Annotated in this window: 21 protein-coding genes and 1 pseudogene; 11 read left to right on the forward strand and 11 right to left on the reverse strand. The window is 70.9% G+C overall.

Going from position 1 to position 22,445, the window contains the following annotated elements; all coding sequences use genetic code 11:
• Positions 1–15 precede the first annotated feature (15 nt).
• Positions 16–1,635: an ABC-F family ATP-binding cassette domain-containing protein gene (locus tag IPI43_25205; protein ID MBK7777383.1), complete on the reverse strand. Its 1,620-nt coding sequence runs from the start codon at positions 1,633–1,635 to the stop codon at positions 16–18.
• Between the two features lie 55 nt (positions 1,636–1,690).
• Here IPI43_25205 and IPI43_25210 point away from each other — a divergent pair, with 55 nt between their 5' ends.
• Positions 1,691–2,770 (forward strand): MBL fold metallo-hydrolase, encoded by a 1,080-nt coding sequence (locus IPI43_25210; protein MBK7777384.1) that lies wholly within the window; start codon positions 1,691–1,693, stop codon positions 2,768–2,770.
• Between the two features lie 44 nt (positions 2,771–2,814).
• Positions 2,815–3,417 (forward strand): hypothetical protein, encoded by a 603-nt coding sequence (locus IPI43_25215; GenBank protein MBK7777385.1) that lies wholly within the window; start codon positions 2,815–2,817, stop codon positions 3,415–3,417.
• Here the strand turns inward: IPI43_25215 and IPI43_25220 are convergent.
• Positions 3,307–4,515 (reverse strand): hypothetical protein, encoded by a 1,209-nt coding sequence (locus tag IPI43_25220; protein ID MBK7777386.1) that lies wholly within the window; start codon positions 4,513–4,515, stop codon positions 3,307–3,309. The genes IPI43_25215 and IPI43_25220 overlap by 111 nt on opposite strands.
• Before the next feature lie 99 nt (positions 4,516–4,614).
• Between IPI43_25220 and grxC the strand changes: the two genes are divergently transcribed.
• Positions 4,615–4,881 (forward strand): glutaredoxin 3, encoded by a 267-nt coding sequence (gene grxC, locus IPI43_25225; GenBank protein MBK7777387.1) that lies wholly within the window; start codon positions 4,615–4,617, stop codon positions 4,879–4,881.
• 39 nt (positions 4,882–4,920) lie between these two features.
• On the opposite strand, the gene IPI43_25230 is transcribed toward grxC, so the two are convergent.
• The 4 genes from IPI43_25230 to cobA form a co-directional block, all read right to left on the reverse strand.
• Complete coding sequence (locus IPI43_25230; GenBank protein ID MBK7777388.1) at positions 4,921–7,152, reverse strand: response regulator; 2,232 nt, start codon at positions 7,150–7,152, stop codon at positions 4,921–4,923.
• Between the two features lie 165 nt (positions 7,153–7,317).
• Positions 7,318–7,797: a hypothetical protein gene (locus IPI43_25235; GenBank protein MBK7777389.1), complete on the reverse strand. Its 480-nt coding sequence runs from the start codon at positions 7,795–7,797 to the stop codon at positions 7,318–7,320.
• Between the two features lie 5 nt (positions 7,798–7,802).
• The gene (locus tag IPI43_25240) at positions 7,803–8,225 is read right to left on the reverse strand and encodes a hypothetical protein (GenBank protein ID MBK7777390.1); all 423 of its coding nucleotides are present in this window, start codon (positions 8,223–8,225) and stop codon (positions 7,803–7,805) included.
• Complete coding sequence (gene cobA, locus IPI43_25245) at positions 8,222–9,799, reverse strand: uroporphyrinogen-III C-methyltransferase (protein MBK7777391.1); 1,578 nt, start codon at positions 9,797–9,799, stop codon at positions 8,222–8,224. The genes IPI43_25240 and cobA overlap by 4 nt, the downstream gene beginning before the upstream one ends.
• Positions 9,800–10,262: 463 nt before the next feature.
• On the opposite strand from cobA, the gene IPI43_25250 reads away from it, so the two are divergent.
• From IPI43_25250 to IPI43_25265, 4 genes are all read left to right on the forward strand, one after another.
• Positions 10,263–10,940 (forward strand): hypothetical protein, encoded by a 678-nt coding sequence (locus IPI43_25250; protein MBK7777392.1) that lies wholly within the window; start codon positions 10,263–10,265, stop codon positions 10,938–10,940.
• A gap of 69 nt (positions 10,941–11,009) precedes the next feature.
• Positions 11,010–12,122 carry a glycosyltransferase family 4 protein gene (locus tag IPI43_25255; GenBank protein MBK7777393.1) on the forward strand — a complete coding sequence of 371 codons (1,113 nt, stop codon included), beginning with the start codon at positions 11,010–11,012 and terminating at the stop codon, positions 12,120–12,122.
• Between the two features lie 32 nt (positions 12,123–12,154).
• Complete coding sequence (locus IPI43_25260) at positions 12,155–12,877, forward strand: methyltransferase domain-containing protein (protein ID MBK7777394.1); 723 nt, start codon at positions 12,155–12,157, stop codon at positions 12,875–12,877.
• Between the two features lie 115 nt (positions 12,878–12,992).
• On the forward strand, positions 12,993–13,343 hold the full coding sequence (locus IPI43_25265; GenBank protein MBK7777395.1) for an FKBP-type peptidyl-prolyl cis-trans isomerase: 351 nt from the start codon (positions 12,993–12,995) through the stop codon (positions 13,341–13,343).
• Positions 13,344–13,377: 34 nt separating this feature from the next.
• Here the strand turns inward: IPI43_25265 and IPI43_25270 are convergent, their stop codons facing one another.
• The 4 genes from IPI43_25270 to IPI43_25285 form a co-directional block, all read right to left on the reverse strand.
• Entirely contained in the window at positions 13,378–15,345 is a 1,968-nt protein-coding gene (locus IPI43_25270; GenBank protein MBK7777396.1) for a DEAD/DEAH box helicase, read from the reverse strand.
• Positions 15,342–15,860, reverse strand: a complete 519-nt coding sequence (locus tag IPI43_25275; GenBank protein ID MBK7777397.1) for a hypothetical protein — start codon at positions 15,858–15,860, stop codon at positions 15,342–15,344. Before IPI43_25275 ends, IPI43_25270 begins: the two co-directional genes overlap by 4 nt.
• Positions 15,861–15,975: 115 nt before the next feature.
• Positions 15,976–16,800, reverse strand: a complete 825-nt coding sequence (locus IPI43_25280) for a nucleotidyltransferase family protein (GenBank protein MBK7777398.1) — start codon at positions 16,798–16,800, stop codon at positions 15,976–15,978.
• A 170-nt stretch (positions 16,801–16,970) separates the two neighbouring features.
• Positions 16,971–17,210, reverse strand: a complete 240-nt coding sequence (locus tag IPI43_25285) for a hypothetical protein (GenBank protein MBK7777399.1) — start codon at positions 17,208–17,210, stop codon at positions 16,971–16,973.
• On the opposite strand from IPI43_25285, the pseudogene IPI43_25290 reads away from it, so the two are divergent.
• From IPI43_25290 to IPI43_25305, 4 genes and pseudogenes are all read left to right on the forward strand, one after another.
• Positions 17,200–17,520 (forward strand): annotated as a pseudogene (locus IPI43_25290) (NAD(+)/NADH kinase). The gene IPI43_25285 and the pseudogene IPI43_25290 overlap by 11 nt on opposite strands.
• 632 nt (positions 17,521–18,152) lie before the next feature.
• Entirely contained in the window at positions 18,153–19,136 is a 984-nt protein-coding gene (locus IPI43_25295) for a hypothetical protein (GenBank protein MBK7777400.1), read from the forward strand.
• Between the two features lie 72 nt (positions 19,137–19,208).
• Positions 19,209–20,066: a hypothetical protein gene (locus IPI43_25300; GenBank protein MBK7777401.1), complete on the forward strand. Its 858-nt coding sequence runs from the start codon at positions 19,209–19,211 to the stop codon at positions 20,064–20,066.
• A 14-nt stretch (positions 20,067–20,080) separates the two neighbouring features.
• Positions 20,081–20,974, forward strand: a complete 894-nt coding sequence (locus tag IPI43_25305; protein MBK7777402.1) for a hypothetical protein — start codon at positions 20,081–20,083, stop codon at positions 20,972–20,974.
• A 12-nt stretch (positions 20,975–20,986) separates the two neighbouring features.
• Here IPI43_25305 and IPI43_25310 read toward each other — a convergent pair whose 3' ends face one another.
• The gene (locus IPI43_25310) at positions 20,987–22,429 is read right to left on the reverse strand and encodes a hypothetical protein (protein MBK7777403.1); all 1,443 of its coding nucleotides are present in this window, start codon (positions 22,427–22,429) and stop codon (positions 20,987–20,989) included.
• Positions 22,430–22,445 lie beyond the last annotated feature (16 nt).

Raw genomic sequence — 22,445 nt, forward strand, 5'->3', positions numbered from 1 at the left:
CCGTCGCGCATGACCTCAGCGCAGCCCTGGAGCTGCGTGTCCCGACTGGGCCACGTATTCGTCATAGCCGCCGGTGTAGACGCGCGGGCCCTCGTCCGTGAGCTCCAGCACCCGGTTGCTCAGCGCCGAGAGGAACGCGCGGTCGTGCGAGACGAACACCATGGTCCCGTCGAAGTCGCGCAGCGACTCCACCAGCATCTCCTTGGTGCCCATGTCCAAGTGGTTGGTGGGCTCGTCCAGGATCAGCAGGTTGGGCGGATCGTAGAGCATGCGCGCCAGCGCCACGCGCGCCTTCTCACCACCCGAGAGCACGCGGCAGGGCTTGTCGCCCTCGTCGCCCGAGAAGCCGAAGGCGCCCGCCAGGTTGCGAAGCTGCCCGAGGCTGGCGGTGGGGAAGGGCCGCTGCAGCGACTCCACCACGGTGTCGTTCGGGTCCAGCGTCTCCATCGCGTGCTGCGCGAAGTAGCCCATCTTGATGCTGGCGCCGAGCACGATCTCGCCCTTGTCCGGCTTGCCGTGCCCCGCCATGAGCTTGAGCAGCGTGGACTTGCCGGCGCCGTTCACGCCCATCACGCACCAGCGCTCGGTGCGCCGCACCAGGAAGTCGAAGTCGCTGTAGATGGGACGGTCCCCGTAGCCCTTGCTGATGTGGTCCACCCGGATCACGTCGTCACCACCGCGTGGCGGCTTCTTGAACTCGAAGCGCGTGCGCGCGCTGCGCCGCGGTGGCTCCACCAGCTCGATTTTCTCGAGCTTCTTCACGCGGCTCTGCACCTGCGCGGCGTGGCTGGCGCGCGCCTTGAACCGGTCGATGAAGGCCTGCTCTTTGGCCAGGCGGGCCTGCTGCCGCGCGAACTGCGCCTCCTGCTGCACGTCCTGGATGGCGCGCTGCTGCTCGTAGAAGTCGTAGTTACCCGTGTAGGTGGTCAGCTCGCCACCGTCGATGTCCACGATCTTGGTGACCAGCCCGTTGAGGAACGCGCGGTCATGCGACGTGAGCACCAGCGCCCCCTCGAACGCCCGCAGGTAGCTCTCGAGCCAGATGATGGACTCGATGTCGAGGTGGTTGGTGGGCTCGTCCAGCAGCAGCGCCTTGGGCCGCATGAGCAGGATGCGCGCCAGCGCCACGCGCATCTTCCAGCCGCCGGAGAGCGCGTCCACGGGGCCGTCCATGACCTCTTGGCGGAAGCCGAGGCCCGCGAGCACCTCGCGCGCGCGCGCCTCGAGCGAGTAGCCGCCCAGCTCGTCGTAGCGCGCCTGCACGTGGCCGAAGCGGTCCACCAGCGCGTCCAGCTCGTCCATGCGGTCCGGGTCGGCCATGGCGTTCTCGAGCTGCGCCAGCTCCTCGCCCACCACGGACACTTCGCCCGCCCCGGCCACCGTCTCGGCCACCACGCTGCGCCCGGACATCTCGCCCACGCTCTGGCTGAAGTAGCCGATGGTCACGCCCTTCTCCACCACGATGTTGCCGCTGTCGGGCGGCTCCTCGCCCACGATCATGCGGAACACGGTGGACTTCCCTGCGCCGTTCGGGCCCACGAGGCCGATGCGGTCTCCCGCGAACGCGCCCATCGAGGCTTCGAGGAAGAGGATCTGACGACCATGCTGCTTGCTGACGGAGTCTAGGCGGATCACGGCGCGCAACCTGACAGCTCGCGGTCGTGCACTCAACCCGGTTACCATCATCCGCATGCGGCGTCGCAGATTCCTGGCCGGTGGTCTCATCGTGCTCTCGCTGGCGGTCCTCGCCGGCGTCGTCTGGTTCTCGGAGCCGGTACAAGACGCGCTCATGAACCGCGTCGTCCAAGGCCGGGCCGCCCAGCGCCGCTACCTGCACGACCCGAGCGCGCTCCACGTCGTGTTCTGCGGCACGGGGTCGCCCTTGCCCGATAGGCGTCGCGGGCCGCCCTGCATCGCCGTGTACGCGGGGGAAGAGCTCCTGCTGGTGGACGCCGGCGATGGCGCCGCGTCGCGCCTGGGCATGATGCGGGCGCCCGTGGGTCAGCTCGGGACGGTGCTGCTCACCCACTTCCACAGCGACCACATCGGAGGGCTCGGTGACGTGGTGCTCCAGAGCTGGGCTGCCGGGCGCCGCGAGCCGCTGCAGGTGTATGGGCCCCCCGGGGTGGAGAGTGTCACCGCGGGCTTCGAGGCCGCCTTCGCGCTCGACTCGAGCTACCGCACCGCGCACCACGGCCCGGAGTGGATGCCCCCGTCTGGGGCGCGCATGACGGCCCGTGTGGTGCAGGTGGCTGGCCCCGACGACGTGGTCACCGTGTTCGAGCGTGGCGAGCTGCGCGTGCGCGCCTTCGCCGTGGACCACAGCCCGGTGCACCCCGCCTACGGCTATCGCGTGGACTACCGGGGCCGCTCGGTGATCTTCAGCGGCGACACCATCCAGCAAGACATCCTCGCGCGCGTGGGTCAGGGCGCGGACGTGATGGTCCACGAGGCGCTCGCACCGCACATGATGCTGGCGGTGGCGGACCAGCTGGAGCGGGCAGGCGACCGTCAGCGCGCGCAACTCGTGCGGGACACGCTGAGCTACCACGCCACCCCGGTGCAGGCGGCCGAGACCGCCAACGCGGCGGGGGTCCGCCTGCTGGTCTACAGCCACGTCGTCCCGTCGCCGCCCAACCTCGTGGCGGAGCGCGTGTTCCTGCGCGGGGTGCCGGAGGTGCGGGGCGGCGGGCTCGTCTTGGGCTTCGATGGCCTGCACCTCGAGCTCCCGGTGGGCTCGACGGACATCCGGCAGCACGAGCTCGACTGAGAACCTGCTCGGTCACCGCGCGGGCGGGCTACACTCCGCCCGCCATGCGCCAGGACCTGCTCGCTCGCCTCAAGCTCCCCCCACGCCGCTTTCGTCGGCTCGTGCTCTTCGCCATGTTGGTGCCCACCATCGGGTTCTCGTGGGGCGTGCGCACGCAGGGTTGCAACGTGGACACGCCGGTGGCTCTGCTGCCTCCCATTCGCACCCTGAGCTTCGCCGACGCCGACATGGCTTGGCTGCTGGCGCTGGCGCTCGTGTGGCTGGTGGCGCCCATCGGCATCGAGCGCGTGGCGAGCGTGGGGAAGCGCGCGTTGCTCAACCTGGCGAGCGCGCTCGTCGGCGGCTTCCTCGCGTTCGTCGCGCTCTTCGCCGCGATCTTCACCGAGACCATCTTCGGGCGCTTGCTCGCGGTCTCCATCGCGGGCGGCATCGGCATGACCTGCATCGGCGCGCTGGTGGTGGAGGCCTGGTCCTGGGTGGTCACCGACGTGGTCGCCGCGTTGCGCCGCCGCAGAGCGTCAGTCGAAGGGCGGCCTTCAGCGCCAGGGGCCGCGAGCGAAGTCGTCGTAGCGGACCGGGTCGCCGGGGAAGAGGGGGGTCTGCCAGGCGACCGGGACGCGGTCGAAGACGAAGCTGGACGGGTCTGACGCCCAAGGCGCCGCGAACGCGTCGCGCAGCACGTCTTCGGCCAGCTTGGTGTGCGGGCTGAAGCCCCACCAGGCCTCCTGCGACACATCGTCGAGGCTGGCGTAGTAGCGCCATACGAAGAACCCCGCGAACCACCGCTCGCCCAGGAACGCGCGGAACATGGCCTCGAGCGCACGCGCTTGCTCGCGCTCGTCGATGACCACGCCCTCCATGCCGTCGGGCCAGAGCCAGGGTTCAACCGCCGCGTCGGCGCGCGTGGTGTAGCCCACCTCCACGAACAGCACGGGTCGCTGAATGGTCTCGGCCAGCACGGCCACGTCACGCGCGCGCTGCATGGCACCCTCGAGGTACTGCTGGTCGGTGGCGCCGTTGGCTTGCGCCAGTGGGTAGAACGCGTTGACGCCGATGAAGTCCAGCTGGTCCCAGAACAGCACGTCCTCCACCTCGTCCCAGTTGGCGCTGTAGGTCAGCAGCCCCGGGAAGATGGCGCGCACGTCGCGGATGAGCTCGGTCCAGAAGCGTGGGAAGCGCCCCGACCAGCTCTTGCACTCCACCCCCAGGCTCAGCGCGTCGGCGCCTGCGTCGGCGGCGTCCTGCGCCCAGCGCAAGAGGAACGCGCGGTAGCTGTCTTGGTAGGCCAGCCAGCCCTCGGGGCTGCCCGGGTCCACCTCGCCGCGCCAGCCTTCGGTCTCCACCCACAGGTGCGGGATCACCAGCACGCGGATGCCGCGCTCGCGGGCCTGCTGAATCATGCGCCGCACGGCCACGCGGTTGTCTTCGTAGGGCGCCTCGAAGTCCATCTGGATGTCCGTGCTGGACAGGGACCACAGCCGCCCGAACGGCGTGAGCGACACCCACGTCACGCCCATCTCGGCCAGGTGGTCCAAGAGCGCCGCGCTGTAGGGCGTGCCGTAGCCGCGCCCCGGCTGCTGCGAGGACTCGATGGGCCCAATGGTCACCCCGCGGATGCCGCCACGCTGAGTCTCGGTCCACGCCAACGGGCCGCCCGTCACGAGCTGCGCCTCGGAACGCGATGCCACGCCCAGCACCAGCCAGGCGGTGAGCGCGAGGAAGAGCGGCGTGAGCGTGCGGACCACGGGCAGGGGGGTAGCAGACGCCTCGCGGGGGTGCACCCTGCTGGTGCGCCCCGTAACGCGGATGGGGCCCCGCTCGACAGACACCCGTAAGGAAGCCCCATGACCGCCGCACCCGTGAAGATCTACGTGACCGCGTACTGCCCCTACTGCCACGCGGCCCTGCGCCTGCTGGACGACAAGGGCGTGACCTACGAGCGCGTGGACGTGGACGGTGACCGCGCGGCGCGTGCGTGGCTGCGCGACGAGACCGGCCAGAGCACGGTCCCGCAGGTCTTCATCGCTGGCCGCTCGGTGGGTGGCTACAGCGACATCGCTGCGCTGGACCGGCGCGGTGAGCTGGACGTCTTGCTGCACCCCCCCGCCTGAGCCACTGGAGCGCGGGGCGGGGGGGCGAGCGGTGCAGCGTCACTCCGCAGCGAGCGCGTTGTTCTTCTGGTCTTCCAGCAGCCCGAGGCCAATGGCCATGGCGCGGCGGGCGCGCTCGAGCAGCTGCTCGTCGGTCGCGATCTTGGCGGTGGCGCGCTCCACGCGCTCCGTGAGCACGGCGTTGGCAGCGGTGAGGCTGGCCACCTGGCTCTCGGCGTCGGCCTTGCCCGTCTCGAGCGCCGCGATGGTGGCGGCCTGCGCGGCGGTCTGGGCTTCCAGCTCGTCGCGCTCGCTGGTGCGCGTGCCCAGGTCCGTGAGCAGCTGATCGCGCTCCTCCTCGGTCATGGCCAGCCGCGAGTTGAGGCTGGACTCGCTCTCTTCCAGCGCGGCGATGCGTGCCCGCGCGCTGCCGAGTGATTCGTCGAGGCCAGTGGCCTCGGCGCTCTTCGTGGCGAGCTCCGTCTCGAGCTGCGCCACCTTCGCGGTGAGGTCCGTGCCCTTGGCAGACGCCTCGGCCAGCTTGCTCTCGGTCTCCGCCAGCTTGCGGCCCACCAGCGCCAGCTGCTTGCTGTGCTCGGCTTCGGCGGTGGCGATGGCGCTCTGCTTCTCGCCGGCCAGTGCCGCCTCGCGTGCTGCGAGCGTGCTGGCTGCGGTGTCGCGCTCGCTGGCCACGCGGGCCTCGAGCTCGGCGGCTGCTGCAGCCGCGTTCTGCGCCATGAGCCCCTCGAGCTCGGCACGCAGGGCCGAGAGCGCCGACTCCTGTGCGCTCGCGGCGTTGCTCTCGGCTTCGGCCAGCGCATTCGCGCGGGCTTCGTCGCGGGCGCGCAGCTCGTCGGCGTGCGTGGCGGCGCGCGCGGCGGCCTCGGCGCTCAGCTCGGCGCGCAGGGCCTCGAGGGCGGCGGCGTGGTTGCCCGCAGCCTCCTCCATCTGTGCCGCCTGCGTGGCGCGCAGCCCCGCGAACTCGCCGTCCTTGGCCTCGCGCAGCGCGGCGAGCGCAGCGGCCCCGGCGGCAGCGGCAGCCGCGGTGGCCTCTTCGCCCTTGGCGCGAGCCTCATCGCGCTCGGACTCGGCCTTGGTGGCCTTGGCCTCGGCCCGCTCGATGCGGTGCTTGAGGTCCTCGGCCCGCTTCGCGCCGGCTTCCTTGTCGGCGCGCAGGGCGGACATCTCTTCTTCGGAGCGCACCTTCTCGCGCTCCAGCACCAGCAGCTTGTCTTCGTAGTCGGCCGCCTTGCGCTCGGCCGCCAGGTTCTTGTCGTTCAGGTCGAGCAGCTGGCGCTCCTTCGACGTGATCTGGTCGCGCAGCTCCAGCAGCTCCTTGTCCTTGCGGTTCAGGGCCTCGCGCAGGTCCAAGAACTCACGGCTCGACACGCCGCCGCTCTTGGTGGCCTGATCGCGCAGCGCAGAGACCTCGGTCTTGAGCACGGCGGCTTCGTTGGCCTGCGACTTGGCGGCGGTGAGCTCGCGCTCGAGGCCCGCCAAGCGCGACTCCAGGGTCTCCACACGCTGGGTGGCCTCGGCCGCGCGGCTCTCGGCGTCACGTGCCTTGCCGTCGGCGTCTTGGGCACGCCCCTCGGCGTCGCGAGCGCGCTCTTCGGCGGCGCGCAGGGCGCCCGTGTCCACGGCAGGCGCCGCGATAGGTGCAGGGGCGGGCGCAGGCGCCGCCACGGGAGCAGGGGCCGCCACCGCGCGTATGGGCTCGGGCTCGGGCTCGGGGGGCGCCACCGTGTCCATGGCGGGTGAGTCGTCCTGCAACTCGCCCAGCATGTCCTCGAACTCGCTGACCTCGGCGGCCACCTCTTCCACGGCCACCGCTTCCATGGCGGGCTCGTCGTCTTCGAGCAGGAGCGAGTCGAAGGCGTCGTCCGTGAAGGCCTCCACCTCTTCTTCCGCAGGCGCCCCGCCGCCGTCGGCGTCGAGGGGCACGAGGCGCGCGCAGATGTCGAAGAGCCCGTCGAACGAGACCGGCTTCTTCACGTACTCGTCGGCGCGGGTGCGGAGCTTCTTGTGCTGCTCGAAGATCTCGTCGGCGTTCGCGTCGCTCGACAGGATCACCATCGGGATCTCGGCCAGGGCCGGGTCCTTCTTGATCTTCTTGCAGACCAAGAACCCGTTCATCCCGTCGAGCTCGATGGCGAGCAGGATCAGCGTGGGCGGTGTGGCCTCGGCGTGCGCGATGCCCGCCTTGCCGTCGGCCACCACGGTGACGGTGGCCCCGACCTGCCCAAAGCCCGCCGAGAGCTGCTCGGCAAAGGCGCTGTCCTTCTCAAACACAAGAATCCGCTGCGACATGCTGCTCCTTCGCCCCCGTCGCACGGGCGCTCGAGGGGTCTCGCGCTCGGTCGGGTGGACCCAAAGGCGCCACGGGGAGCCGCAGGATAGTTCGCGCCGGAATCGCGTGTCAACGATTGGTGCGCGTGGAAACCTGTCTGGTTTTGGCTAGTTATCGTGCGCTCCGAGCGACCCCTCGGGGCGCCACCAAGCCAGCAGGAGCGCATGAAGATCCACGACCCCGAGCGTCCCCCACGTGGCCTCGAGGCGCAGCTCGTCCATGTTCTCGGCGGTGACCACCACCTGCAGGGTGTCCTCGTCGAGGGCGAGCGCTTCGATGCCGCTACGCGGCACGTGCTGGTCACCCGTCTCGGTGCTGAACGACAGGCGCTCTTCGCTCAGCGAGAGCTGCCACGCTGCGCGCTCGCGGGCGCGGCCCAGGCCTCGCCGCGCGGCCACCAGCCACCCGATGCCGGCCAGCACGCAGGCCAGGCCCAGCACCCCCAGCACCAGCTCACCCCCCGACGCCATGAGCAAGAGCACCCCCGCCGGGCCCGTGACCAGCGCGGCCACGAAGCGCGCGCGGGCAAAGTCGCGCTCCACGCGGGTGGCGTAGGGCAGCGTCAGCGGCAGCGAGGGGGGCCGCATCGCGCTCAGCGTGCGACGACCCGCAGGTAGAAGCGCTGCTCCGTGTTGTTGCGCACGGTCACCGTCTCCGCGGTGGCGCCCACGATGAGCCCGCTGTCGCCCGACGCCAGGGTGGAGGAGGCGCCGTTGGGGGTGAAGGATATGTAGATCAGCACGGACTTCGGAACCCGTCCGAGCGGGTGCTCCACCTCGAACGAGGTGCTGGGCGTGAATTCGACCCAGTCGCAGGTGTCCCCGAACCAGCCGGCCGACTCCCACTCCTCGAGCGTGGGGTCGTAGTCGGCGCAGGGCAGGTCGGCGGCCGACACCTGCTCTGGCATCTGCGCCTCGGCTTCGCCGCAGCCGGACAGGACCAGGGGCAGAGCGGCCACGAGCACGAGCGGCAGCAGGAGGGAAGCCAAACGGCGTGGCAGGTGCGACATGGTCATGCGGGTTGGGTCCTGGTGCGGGCGTCTCGTTCCAGCAGGTCCACCATCGCGGCGATGGTGTGCGGGGAGGCCTCGAGCGTGGGCTCGAGCCCAGCGGCGCGAAGCGTGTCCGACGTGATGGGGCCAATGGACAGCAGCGTGCGGGTGGCCAGTAGCGCGCGCGCATCTTCGCCGGCCGCGGTCAGCGCGTCGATCAGGTTGCGCACCGTGGATGACGACGTGAACGCCACCGTGTCCACCGGCGCGAACGTATCGTCGTCCGGGTCGCCCAGCAGCGCGTGGCGCAGCACGTCGCGCGTGGCGTCGTCCGGGCCCAGCGTCTCGTAGGCGGTCACCACGTCCACCGTCACGCCGGCGGCGCGCAGCGTGTCCGGCAGCACCTCGCGCGCCACGCGAGCGCGCGGCAGGAGGACGCGGTCACCGGCGCGCACCACCTGCAGCAGCGCGGCCACGATGCCCTCGTTGGTGCTGTCGTCCGGCACGATGTCCGCGAACACACCCCGCTCGCGCAGCTCGTCGGCCGTCTTCGGGCCAATGGCGGCCACCTGCGCTGGGCCCAGCGCGCGGGCGTCCTTGCCGCTGGCGTAGAGCGCGTCGAAGAAGCTGCGCACCGCGTTGGCCGACGTGAACACTACCACGCGGTAGCCCGTGAGGTCCGTCACCGCGCGCCGCAGCGGCTCGGGGTCGCTCGGGGGCTGCACGCGGATGGTGGGCACGCTCAGCGTGTCGGCGCCGGCTTCACGCAGCTTGGTGACCAGCGCGCCGGCTTGGTCCACCGCGCGCGTCACCAGCACGCGCCGCCCGAAGAGCGGCTTGTCGTCGAACCAGCGCAGCGTCTCGCGCAGGCGCACCACCTCGCCCACGATGGTGAGCGCCGGCGTGCCGATGCCCGCCTCGGCCACGCGCAGGTGGATGTCCGCCACCGTGCCCACCACGGTGCGCTGGCGCGGAAGCGACGCCCACTGCACCACGGCGACCGGGGTCTCGGGCGAGCGCCCGTGCTCCAGCAGCGAGCGCATCATGCTGGCCAGGCGGCGCCGGCCCATGAAGATGACCAGCGTCTGCGTGGCCGTGGCCAGGTGCGCCCAATCGTGACTGGATCCGTCCTTCTCCGGCGACTCGGTGGCCGTGATGAACGCCACGCTGGACGCGAGGTCGCGGTGCGTCAGCGAGATGCCCGCATAGGCCGTGGCCGCGAGCGGCGAGGGCACACCGGGCACCACCTCGAACGGGATGCCCGCCTTGGCCAGCGCCTCGGCCTCTTCGGACCCGCGACCGAAGAGGTAGGGGTCACCACCCTTCAGGCGCACCACGGTACGGCCTGCCAGCGCGGCCCGCACCAGCCGCTCGTTGATCTCGGTCTGACGCTCGCTCACGCGCCCCCCGCGCTTGCCCACGAACACGCGCTCGGCGCTGGCGGGCACATGCTGAAGCAGCTCGGGGTGCACCAGCGCGTCGTACAGCACCAGGTCGGCCCGCTGCAGGTGGCGCACGGCGCGCAGGGTGATCAGCTCTGGGTCGCCCGGACCGGCGCCCACCAGAAAGACCCGACCGCGCTGTGAGGTTTCCGACACGCGCGCAGTGTAGGGCGGGGGGCCTCAGAATCAATCAGCCGAAGAGCGGCGAAAGGCGGTGCGAACAATCGCGCTAGCTGGAAGGTCGATAGCACCCCGGTTGAAATCCGGGGCGCATCCCGGCCTCGGCAGGAGCGGAAGCCGCACGGGGCGACGTGATCGAAGCTGGTGCGAGGTCGACGACGTAGACCGTCGGTCGTGACCTGAGCGTTGACGGCGACGGCGACGGCGCGCAGAGAAGCTCCGCGCGACCGGCGCCCTATACTGACACCGCACGATCTGCGCCGAAGACGGCGCCCCGGTCACGGCCGCCGCCGGCGGGTCCGCCGTCACGACGTCAACACGTCCACGTCCACGTCGACACGGCTGGGCAGGCTCGGGTCGCGGGTCCTGACTTTGGGGCCCAGGCGCCCTCCGGCGACGGCCGTTGACCCGGGGCTCCGAAAGCGAGTAGGGATGAGAGATGGTCGACTCGAACGATGATGATGACGCGTCGGACGACGCCGCTGAGCTGGACGCAGACGAGCGCCCGAAGCCACGCGCGCGGGCCAGCACCCGGTCGCGGGGCGAAGACACGCGCACCGTCGAGCACGACGACGAACCCGAACCGCACGCGCACGTGCGCCCCTCGGTGCCGCCGCGCGGGGACGACGAGCCGCCGCCGCGGCCGAGCCAGCCGCCGCGGGAGCCGGCCAGCGAGCACCGCCGTGACCGGCGCGAGAGCCTGTTCCGCGAGACGCTGCGGCGTGCCGTGGAGAAGAGCGTGGAGGCGGGCGTCGAGACCTTCACCAAGGCCGACAGCGCGTTTCGCGGGGCCGTGGGTGCCGTGGAGGACGCCAAGCTCCCCAAGGAGTTCGCCAACGTCTTCTTCTCGCAAGTGGACGAGACCAAGAACGCGGTGGTGCGCGTGGTGGCCCGCGAGGTGCGGGACTTCCTCGAGTCCACGGACATCGCCGACGAGTTCTACCGCGCGCTCACCAGCCTCTCGTTCGAGATCAAGACCGAGATCCGCTTCATCCCCAACGACACCGGCGGCGTGCGCCCCGACGTGCGCGCCAAGGTGGCCCCCAAGCGGGACAAGGAGCCGCGCGAGAGCCGCAAGCAGCGCAAGCGCGGCGAGGCCGAGCCCGACGAGGAGTGAGCACAGCGCCAGTGCAGCCCCACCCAGGCCAGCGGGCGCGCCCGCTGAGAATGGGCTATCGAGCCTCGCATGCCGAGTGTCCTGTATGTCTCCAAGCCCGTCGCGCCTCCCTGGAACGACAGCTCCAAGAACCTGGTGCGTGACCTGGCGCTGGGGCTGACGCGCTACACGCCCGCCGTCATGACGCGGCGAGGGGAGGACCACTCGCTCGGCAGCACGGTGGAGGCCGACCCCATCTATCCGGCGAGCGCCGGCGGCTTTGCACCCGGCATGAAGGACAACGCGCGCGTCATGGGCCGCCTGCTGATTGGGCGCGCGCCAGACCTGGTGCACTTCTTCTTCGCCCCCAACCCCAAGAGCTCGGCCGCAGGGCGCCTCGCCACCACGCTGCGCCGCATGCCCTCGGTGCACACCATCTGCAGCGCGCCGCGCGAGGAGCAGGCCGCCGCGCGCGTGCTCTTCGCGGACAAGAACGTGGTGCTCAGCGCCCACACCGAGGCGCGCATGCTGGCGGCTGGCGTGCCGCGCGAGCGCCTGGTGCGCATCCCGCCCGCCATCGCTCCGCTGACGCCGCCCGATGCCGCCGCCGTGGCGAGCGGGCGCGCGCTCTTCGACCTGCCCGCCACGGCCCCGCTGCTCTGCTACCCCGGTGACCTCGAGTTCGGGCGCGGCGCGCTCACGGTGCTCGAGGCGTTCGCGGCCATGCCGCAGCGCGACGCGATTCTGGTGATGGCCTGCCGCGCGAAGACCGCCGGGGCGCGCGAGGCCGAGCAACAGCTCCGCGCGCAGGCCGAGCAGCTGGGCATCGCACCGCGGGTGGTCTGGATCGGCGAGACCAACGCCATCCACACCCTGCTGGCCGCCGTGGACGTGGTGCTGCTGCCCACCGACACGCTCTACGCCAAGATGGACTACCCGCTGGTCATCCTCGAGGCCATGTCGCTCGGGAAGCCGGTGGTGGTGGGCCTCGGCACACCCGCCGAGGAGCTCTGCACGGGGGGCGCGGCGCTCGCCACCGAGGTCTCGCGCGACGCGGTGCTGGACGTCATGACGCGCCTCACGGACAGCGCTTCGCTGCGCGCCGACCACGGTGAGCGCGGCCGGCAGAGGGTGCTGAGCGCCTACACCCGCGCCCCCATGGCGGCGGCCTATGAAGCCCTTTATGACGAACTGGTGGCTTGACCCGCAGGCCACTTGGCCTCAACAAACGCGCCATGTCCAGTGACCCAGCCCAGGCCAAGACCTACTACGACGACTTCAGCGGTTGGTACGAGCGTGAGCGCTCGCGCGGCTACCACGTCATGCTGGACGACATCGAGGTCGCCATCGCCGAGCCGTTCGCGCGCGGCAAGGACATCCTCGAGATGGGCTGCGGCACGGGTCTCATCATGCGTCGCCTCGCCCCTCAGGCCCGCTCGGCCAAGGGCGTGGACATCTCGCCGGGCATGATCGAGCTGGCCAAGGAGCGCGGCCTGGACGTGCAGCTCGGCAGCGTCACGGAGCTGCCCTTCGCGGACCAGAGCTTCGACCTGGTCTACAGCTTCAAGGTGCTGGCCCACATCCCCGAGATTGGTCAGGCCCTCAGCGAGGCCGCCCGCGTCACGCGCCCCGGCGGGCACATGCTGCTCGAGTTCTACAACCCGCTCAGCCTGCGCTACGCCGCGAAGCGCCTGGCCGGCCCGCAGCGCATCAGCGAGACCCGCACCGAGGCGGACATGTTCACGCGCTGGGACTCGCCCTTCACCATCCCGAAGCTGCTGCCGCCCAACGTGGAGCTGCTGGGCTTCCGCGGCGTGCGCGTGCTCACGCCGGCCGCCTTCGTGCACCGCGTCCCCGTGGTGGGTCCGGCCCTGCGCCGCGCCGAGAGCATGGTGGTGGACTCGCCGCTGCGGTACTTCGGCGGCTTCCTCATCGCCGTGCTCCGCCGCGTCGACTGATCCCCCGGGCGACTACAGCGCGCGGGTGTCGTCGCGGCGGCCGAGTTGGTCAATCGTAAGTGACTCACTCATGGTTGACCAATCGGTTCCCCGATCTAGGCTCGGCGCCATGACCATGATCAACACCCCTTCGGGGCTCTCCTACGAAGACACGCGCGCTGGCACCGGCGCCACGCCCAAGAAGGGCCAGGCCTGCGTGATGCACTACACGGGCTGGCTCTACGTGAACGGCGCGAAGGGCGCGAAGTTCGACAGCTCGCTCGACCGCGGGCAGCCCTTCATCTTCCCGATCGGCGTCGGCCGCGTCATCCAGGGCTGGGACGAAGGGGTGGGCACCATGCAGGTGGGCGGCGCACGCACGCTCGTCATCCCGCCCGAGCTCGGCTACGGCGGGCGCGGTGCGGGCGGGGTCATCCCGCCCAACGCCACGCTGCTCTTCGAGGTCGAGCTGCTCGAGCTGCGCTGAGCCAGCACTCCGCCCCGGGCCACCCGGGGTGGGGCTACTTCCGCGCGAATTCCACGATCAGCTCGCGGTCGCGTTGCGTGGTCCCGTTCAGCGCGGCCACGGCGGCGTCGGCCACCTCGCGCGGCAGGAACACGAACGAGTGCCGGTCGCGCACGCGGATGCGGCCCACCTGGTCGGCGGGCACGCCGCCCACGTCGATGAACAGGCGGTTCAGCTCGCCGGCGCTCACGTCGTCGCGCTTGCCCAGGCTCACGTAGAGCTTGGCCTCGTTCTCGTTGGCGGTGTCGTCGTCGGCGTCGCTGCGGCGGCCCTCGGTGGGCGCGCTCTGACCGGTGGCGGTGGCGTCGAACGAGAGCTCGCTCTGGCCCGCGCCCGGCCGGCCTTGGCCTTCGCCACGGCGCTTGCGGCGACGGCGGCGGCTGCGCTCCTCGTCGTTGCCTCCGGCGTCGGTGTCGCCGTCGTTGTCGGCGTCCGTGTCGTTGAGGTCCACGAAGTCATCCTTCGGAGCCGCCACGCGCGGGCTGGGGGCGGGGCTGGCGCTGCGGGGCGGCTTCTGGCTGGGCCGCGGGCTGCGCTCACGCTCCGGGTTGGGCGCGGGGCGCGGGCGCTGCTCACGGCGCGCGGCGGCGGCGCGTTCGTCCACCACCTCTTCGGTGGAGGCCCCGAAGAACGAGCCCAGCAGGCCGGCGATGAGGTGCTCGGCGTCCGGGTGCGTGAGCAGGCGCTTGGCCACGGCGCGGTCGAGGTCCGCCACGGCGCCCTGGAAAGTGCGCGCCAGCATGAGGATGCGGTCGGCCTCGCGGCGTGTGCGCTCTTCGCCGGCGGTGGGGATGGAGCGCTCCACCGGGAAGATGGAGTACTGCAGGCGCAGGTAGTAGAGCTGCCCCAGCTCCTGCGGCGCCACCAGCGTGATGGCGGTGCCGGTGCGGCCCGCGCGCCCCGTGCGGCCCGTGCGGTGCACGTACTGCTCGAGGTGGTTGGGCATCTCGAAGTTGATGACGTGCGTGAGGTGCGAGATGTCGATGCCGCGCGCCGCCACGTCGGTGCACACCAGGAAGCGGATGTTGCCCTCGCGCGTGGCCGCCATGACCTTCTCGCGGTCGCTCTGCGCCATGTCGCCGTTCAGCCACTCGGCGTTGAAGCCGGCGTTCTGCAGCTCGGTGGCCACACGCTCGGTGTCCACCTTGGTGTTGCAGAAGATGATGGCGCTCTCGGGGTCTTCCACCTCGATGATGCGCACCAGGTCGCGCGTGCGCGCCATGCCCGACACCATGAACGTGAAGTGCTCGATGCCCAGCGCGCCCACGGCGTCGCCGCTCAGCGTGATGAACTCGGGGTTCTTCATGTGGCGCTCGGCCACACGGTGCACCGGGCCATCCACCGTGGCGGAGAAGAGCAGCGTCTGACGCGTGGCCGGCAGCAGCTCCATGATGGCGTTGAGCTCCACCGCGAAGCCCATGGACAGCATCTCGTCGGCCTCGTCCAGGATGAGCACCTTGAGCCGGTCGCCCTTGATGGTGCCGCGGCGCAAGTGGTCGAGCACGCGGCCCGGCGTGCCGGAGATGATCTGCGCGCCCTCGCTCAGCTCGCGGACCTGACGCTCCATCGGGGCACCGCCGTACACCGCGGTGGTGTGGATGCCGGTGGTGGCGCCGATGCGGCCGATCTCGCGCGCCGATTGCAGCGCCAGCTCACGCGTGGGCGCCAGGATGAGCGCCTGCGGCCCACCGTTCACGTCGATCAAGCGGTCCACCAGCGGCAGGCCGAAGGCGCCTGTCTTGCCGGTGCCGGTGCGCGACTGCACGATGATGTCGCGGCCGTTGATGGCCAGCGGGTAGGCCTGGATCTGCACCGGGGTAGGGTTGCTCCAGCCCATCTCGTCGATGGCGCGGCGCACCTCGGCGCGCATGGGGATGACATCGAAAGTGGGCAGCTCGGGGGCACTGGTGGTGCCGGGCTCGGTGGGTTCGCCGCTGTCGGAGGGCGCATGGCCAGTCGTCATGGATGATTCTCTTCAGGTGGAGACGCGCGTTCGGCGTCGGTGTCCGCCAGCCGCTCCGCGAGGGAGCGCGCCAGGCGGCCCTCTTCGCGTTCGTAGCGTCGCAGACTGGTTTGGATTCGGTGGCGCAGGCGGCCGAGGTTCGCGTGCAGCGACTCGTCGCACTGGCCGGTGAGTGCAGTGTGTTGGCGGTCCCATTCCCGAAAGAAGTGCGCGTCCTCGGACACGTCTGCCGTCGGGTATTGGGTCTGCGCCGCCGCGTGCGCCATCAAGCTGGCGTACATGGTGCGCATGGTTTCTTCACAGTGTGCCGCTGAGGCACCCCCGTCGGCGAGGCCGCGCTCCGGGAAGAGGGCCTGCGGAATGACGGAGGCGAAGGCCACCAGCGTGATGTAGACGATGCCCACCCCCCAGACCGCGAGCACGAGCTTGCGCCCGAGGCCGACGTTGCGTCGGCGCTCACGGGACTCGGGCTCGTCGGGCTCTTGGCCGGCCGCGCCGCTCGCTTCTGCGGGCATCGTGGGGATCTTCTACTTCTCCCGGGGGAGCTTCAGGGTGGAGGCGGTGACCGGCTGGGTAGCGCTGGAGAGCCGCGAAATTCGTGCCCTTTTGTACCGATCCACGGGCCCCGGGTCAACCCGGCAGCGCGCGCCGGGCCAGGATCTGATTGACCAGGTGCAGGTCGTGCGGCTTGTCCACGTCGATGGCGGCCTCGGCAAACCGGCTGCGCACCAGCGCGGCGCGCACGTCGGCCTGCTGGCCAATCGCGTCGGCGGCCATGTCCACCGTCAGGCGCCGCAGGGCGAAGTTCAGCAGCGTCTTCGGGCCCAACGAGTAGGCCATTTTCCACGGCTTCTTGCGGTCCTGCTCGAGCTTCCGCCAGAACGCCATGGCGTTGCGCCCGCGCGGCGTGGGCAGGGCAAACAGGTTGCAGCCGCTGATCGCCTCGTCCGCGAAGCGGAAGTAGGTGCGGCGCGTCTCGGGGTACTCGGCGCGGATGGTGTCTTCGCGCGCCACCAGCGCGGCCACGTCCACGTGCGCCGGGATTCCCTGCACGAAGTCCGCGATCATGGCCGTGGTCAGCAGCGGGTGGTCGGCCGTGGTGACCAGCGCGGGGTAGGGCGAGTAGGCGTCCAGCACCTTGGTCACGCTCTGGCTGGGCGAGGGCGCGGCGTGCGTGACCGTCAGGCGCCCCTCGGCGATCAGCTGCTTGGCCACCGGCAGGGCCTCGATGAGCTCGGGGGCCTCGATGACCGCGATGATGTTGCCCACCTCCGGTGCGGCCGCCAGCGTGCGCAGCACGTGCTGCACCATGGGCTCGCCGGCGATCGGGGCCATGGCTTTGTGGGAGATCCCACAGTAGCTGGCCACTGGGTCCGTGGGCCCGCGGCTGCCCGCCATGAGGAGGGCGGTATAGGGGCCGCGAGGATTCGAGGGCGGGGTGACCTTGTCGCTCATGAGTTCGGACCTAGCTAGCTGCACCAACTGTGCCCCGCAACAAGCCGTTGCATGGCACGGCCGTTGCAGAAGGCTCCCCCCGTGCTCTCCATGACCCCCGCATCCCCACAAAACTACGGAGCTTTCTCCAGCCAGGTGTGGTCCTCCTTCACACCTGTGAGTTTTTTGCGTCACGTGCGTGAAGGTTGGGCGACAGCCCGCACCGGGTTCTCCATGTCCCAAAAGTTTACGACCGCAGCGAAGTTCTCTACCACTGCCGATCGGAGCCGCTCATGAAGCCAGCCATCGCACGAGCAGGTGATACCGCGCTCAAGCAACCCGTGACCAAGCGCGTGGCGCGCGAGGGCGTGCGGCTGCGCCTCGACACCGACCGCCGGAAGAGCCGTCGAGACGCCGAAGATCGGCGTCATCTACAACCCCAAGAGCGCCGCCAACCTGGGCAAAGACCCGCTGCGCGCCGTGGGCGTGGCCTGCGGTCGTCCGCAGACCCGCGAAGAGCTGGTCAGCGTGCTGCGCACCTTCGCCCGCGCCGAGGTCAACATCGTGGTCGTGAGCGGCGGCGATGGCACCATCCGCGAGGTGCTGACCGCCATCCCGGCGGCGTACGGCAGCCAGCCGCACCCGGCCATCGCCATCTTGGCGGCGGGTCGCACGGACCTCATCGCCGGTGAAGTGGGCTCGAGCGGTCGCCGCGACGAGCTGGCGCGCCTCCTGGCCTCGGCCAAGGCCGGCGAGCTGCGCCGCACCCGTCGCCCCGTCATGCGCTTCGAGGGCGTGGTGGACACCGACGGCAACGCCGTGACCCCGCGCGGCATGCTCATGGGCGCGGCCGCGTTCGCCTACGGCACCGAGCTCTGCCAGACCGAGGTGCACGCCGATGGCGCCAGCCACAGCACCGCGGTGGGCATCACCGTGGCCCGCGTGGTGGGCCGCATCCTGTTCCGGGGCGACCCGGACGGCCTGCTCCAGGGCGAGCCGCTCAGCCTGTGCGCCGACGGCAAGCCGGACACCAAGGGCCCCAACGCCAAGCGCTCGCTGCTGCTCGTCAGCACCCTGCGCGAGCGGCTGGTGCTGGGGCGCACGCCGTTCTTCGGCGAGTACCGCGACGACCAGCTGCAGTACGTGGAGACCGACGCGCCGGCCAAGGGCCTCACGCGCGCGCTCAGCTCCATGGTGGTGCGCAAGCCGTGGCTCGCGGGCCCGGGCTGGAACGCGGGCGCAGCCAACACGCTCGAGCTCAACCTCACGCGCTCCATGATCATCGACGGGGAGATCTTCCGCCCCATCAACGGTCGTGTGCGCGTCACGGCGGACCCCGCCGTGGACTTCGTCGCCCCCTGAGGCGCGCCACCATGCTGGCTGCCGGCGTAGAGCCAACGGTCGGGGCGCGCGAGCGACTGGCCGCGCGGGTGCGCGAAGAGCTGAACGCGCCCGTGCTGCCCGAAGCACACGACGTGGCCCGCTATGCGCGGGAGCTGCACGGCGACGCCTACGGGCCCATCCTGTTCTACGGGTCGTGCCTGCGCGCGGACAGCCCGGAAGGCATCATGGATGTCTACCTGCTGAGCCGCAGCCATGCGGGCTTCCACGGGCCCACCAGCAAGGGCAAGGCGCTGGCCGGGCTGAACTGGCTCATCCCACCCAACATCTACTTCTGGACCATCCCGCACCCCGTGCACGGCGCGCTGCGCGCGAAGGTGGCCGTGGTGACCGATGAGCAGTTCCAGCAGGCGTCGGAGTTCGACGCGTGGAGCCCCAGCATCTGGGCGCGCTTCTGCCAGCCCAGCGTCCTGCTGGACTCGCCCAACGAGGCCTCGCGCGAGCGCGTGGTGCACGCCATCGTGACGGCCATCCTCACCGCGGCGCGCTGGGCAGCCTACCTGGGCCCCAAGTCCGGCACCGCGCGTGACTACTGGACCGCGCTGTTCGGGGCCACCTATGCGGCGGAGCTGCGGCCCGAGCGCAACAACCGGCCGGCCATCATCTACGACGCCCACGCCGAGCGCTATGACGCGCTGCTGAAGGACGCCTGGGAGGCGCTCGACATCCCCGTGAGCGTGGGGCCGGGTGGCGTGCTCACGCCCACCGTGAACGCTGCTGCGCGGGCCTTGGCCAAGCGTGGCTTCACCGCGCGGCAGCGCAGCGGCAAGGGCATCTCCGTGGTGCGCATCGTGAAGGGCGCGCTCACGTTCCAGGGCGGTCTCGACTACCTGCTGTGGAAGGTGGAGCGCCACTCGGGGGTGGCCATCGAGCTGAACGACTGGCAGCGCAAGCATCCGTTCTTGGGGGCGCCGCGTGTGCTCATGCAGCTGCGCCGGGCCGGCGCCGTGCGCTGACGGAGCGGCGGTAAATCGCCAAGAACCGCGCCCACCCTTGGCGACACCCGAAGTGCTCGGTATGTTGTGCGCATGCAAGGGATCACGCAGGAGGTGCGATTGATTACATCCATGGCGAAGCGCGTGGTCCTGGCGTGCGTGTTGGCGCTGGGCGGGTGTGAGAGCGCAGGCTCGAGTGAGCTGCAGGTGGTGGCGCCCGACGGGTGCTCCGACAGCGACCCGGCTGTGGTGTATCGGCTGACGGCGCTGCACGTGCCAACGCCTGCGGAGGCTGCGGCGGGAGCGACCGTGGGCCATGACCTCGACGGCGTGGACGACGCCTGCGACGTCCATGACTACGTGGGCAGCGTGGACAACACGCTCGTCGACCTTGCCCACGCAGTCGCTCAGCTGACGCCCGACGACCCGATCGTGATGCAAGACCTCATGGATCAAGCGTTGTTCTGCACCAACGCGGACGCGGGCTGCACGCCGCAGTGGGTGGGCGCGCGGGTGCAAGAGTGTCGACGGGGCGCCAAGGTGGATGTGTTCCGCGTGACGGAGTCGGCCTGCGAGGTGTTGGGCACCGCGGCCACCGCTGGGGTGGGGCCCGGCGGTGAGCTGCACGCGGAGTTCGGCACGCTTTTGCTCGACCGTGCGTTCGAGGACGCGGGCGGCGTGGACCCCTTCTTTCAGCTCGTGAACGTTAGGCTCACGGCCACCATCACCGCGAACGGCCTGTCGAACGCGGTGCTGGGCGGGGTCATCCCCTTGGCGGTGTTCGAAGCCGCCATCCCTGGCTTCTTGCCCAGCACCCCCGAGCTCGAGTTCCCGGGGCCGTTGCTGCGCCTCTCGGACATTGGGCTCGAGCCGGGCGGTGAGTGTGATGGTGTCTCGGTGGGGCTGACGCTCAGCGCCGCGGTCGAAGTAGAGGGAGAGAGCTGCGAATGAACGGAGGACGCATCATGGTCGGTCTTGGATGGCGCTTGGCGCTCACGGTGGGGGTGGCCTCTCTCGCGGGCTGCTTCGACGCGCACGTGCTGGGTGAGGGGCCGGGTGGCCGCTTGGACGGGGACGTGCGCTTCGACAATGGCGGACCGTTCCCGGACAACGGCACGCCGGACGTCGGGAGGCCGGATGGCGCCATCACGGAGTGCGACCCCGTGGGCGCGCCGGTGGTGGCCCCCATCGCCTCGCTGTTCATCCCGTTGCCGCCGGTGGACGGCGTGGCGCAGGTGGGCCTCGGCCACAACCTGGATGGCATGGTGGGTGGCTGCAACGTCCCGGACTACGCCAACGGCGTGGACAACGCGTTCGTGGACCTGGCCGCCGCGCTGCCCGCCCTCAACCCGGACCAGCCCATCGTGCTGCAAGACGCCATCAACGACTCGCTGGCGTGCGTGCTGGGCAGCGCGAGCTGCCGGCCGCTAGACCTGGGCATCCGCGTGGAGTCGGGCAACTTCTGCGCCGTGGTGTCGCTGTTGGATGGCGATGGCGAGGTGTTCGAGAACCCAGGCGTGGGCGTGCTGGACGCCAACGGCAACTTCCGCGTGGTGGTGCCGTCGTTCCCGCTGACCTTCAGCTACTCCACCCCCAACGGCCCCGTGGAGATCCCGCTGCGCATGCGCGGCGTGATCATCACGGGCCGCGTGGTGGGCCAGAACGTGGTGGACATCATCATCGGCGGCAGCCTGCAGAAGGGTGAATTAGAGGCCACCGTGCGGGCCATCCTGCCGCTCATCCAGGACGACATCGTGTTCGAGGACGTGGCGGGCATCTTGGCCAACCTCTACGACATGGGCGCCAACTGCACCGACCTGTCCATTGGCTTGGTGGCCAACGCGACCAACCCGCCTTGAGCGGCAGCCTGCTCACGGGGCGCTGCGCACGCGCGTGTCCGTGAGCACGAGCCCGTGCACGGTGGCGTCCGGCAGGCTGGTGGCGTCATACAGCGGCCACTCGGCCCAGCGCGCCACCGCGCGGCCCTGGTGGAAGCTGCTGGTGCTGGCGCTCACCGTCCACGGGCCCAGCTCCGGCGCGGAGTAGGGGTGCACGTGGCGCCCCTCGCTGACGGTCACCATGCGGAAGCAGTCGCCGTCATCATCGGATGCCAGCGCGAGTGGCGCGGTGATGCCCATGGCCTCCACGAACGCGGCGAGCTGCACGGGCGGCTGGAAGCTCAGCTGCACGTCGTCGCCGTTGATGCAGCCGTAGACGGTGACGTTCGGAGGCGCTTGCTCCACGGCGCGAAGCACCGTCTCGTGCGGGTTGCCCTGTTCCAGCTGCGCGCGGAGGCCCGAAAGCCAAGGGACGCGAGGGTCGCTCTCCGGAGGGAGCGCAGGGGTGGGCGCTGGCGGCAGGTGCGCCAGCAGGGCGCTGAGCTGATCGTCGCTCAGGCTCGGTGTCGATGTGGAGGAGCGCGGCGGTGTCGCGCCCATGGTCCGGCGGCACCCGTCGCGCAGCGCGCGCAGCGGAATCACGGCGGCATCGAACAGCGCCGTGGGCACGTCGTCCGGCACCGGCTCGAGCGGCGCGTCGTTGTGCGAGGCGCGGCCCCACACCGTGGACCACTCGTCCAACTGGCCTGCTTGCATGAAGCTCACGCGCAGCGACTGGGTGGGGTCATGGGCTGGGCCCACCACGGGCATGGGCCGCCGCGACGCTTGCACTGCGTTGACCAGCGCCACCACGGCAGCGTGAGCAGCGCGCACGGTGGCCTCGCTGACCTGGCCCTCGCCCACGCGCTTGCCCGTCCAGCCGCTCACGTCTTCCCAGGCTTCACAGCGCCCGCTCTCGTAGGCCACCACGGTGGGCTGGTGCTGCTCGCCCTGCACGCAGAAGCGCAGCAGCACGCCGTCGCGCGGGATGGCCGCAGGCAGGCCGGTGTCCACGCTGGCGAGCGTGTTGGCGAAGGTGGCGGCCGCGACCCTGGCCAGCACGCTCACGAGGTCACCCGCGCGCGGCACGCGCCAAGCGCTGGGGTCGAGCGCCTGGAGGCTGGCCGGGCTGGCGCTGAAGTGGACCAGCAGCGGCGGCCCGGGCGGCGCGGTGGTGTGCAGGACGGCGGCGACGCTGCCGATGCCCACCTCGGTGGTGGGGTGGCGCGTGGAGGTCGAGCTGGGGTGCAGCGTGCGGACGCGCTCGCGGATGCGGGACAGGGCGTCGGGCGGGAGGAGGCCGCGGTGGGTGTCGGCTGCGCTCGGGGTGCCAGCGGCGGGATGGCGCGTGACCGTGACGTGGCCGTGAGCGTCGAGCGTGACGGTGACTGCGGGGGCGCTGGTGGGGCCGCTCGGGTGGTACGTGGCGGTGATCACGGCGGCGGGGACGCTA

The sequence above is a fragment of the Sandaracinaceae bacterium genome, assembly GCA_016706685.1.
Lineage (GTDB): Bacteria > Myxococcota_A > Polyangia > Polyangiales > Houyiibacteriaceae > JADJJE01.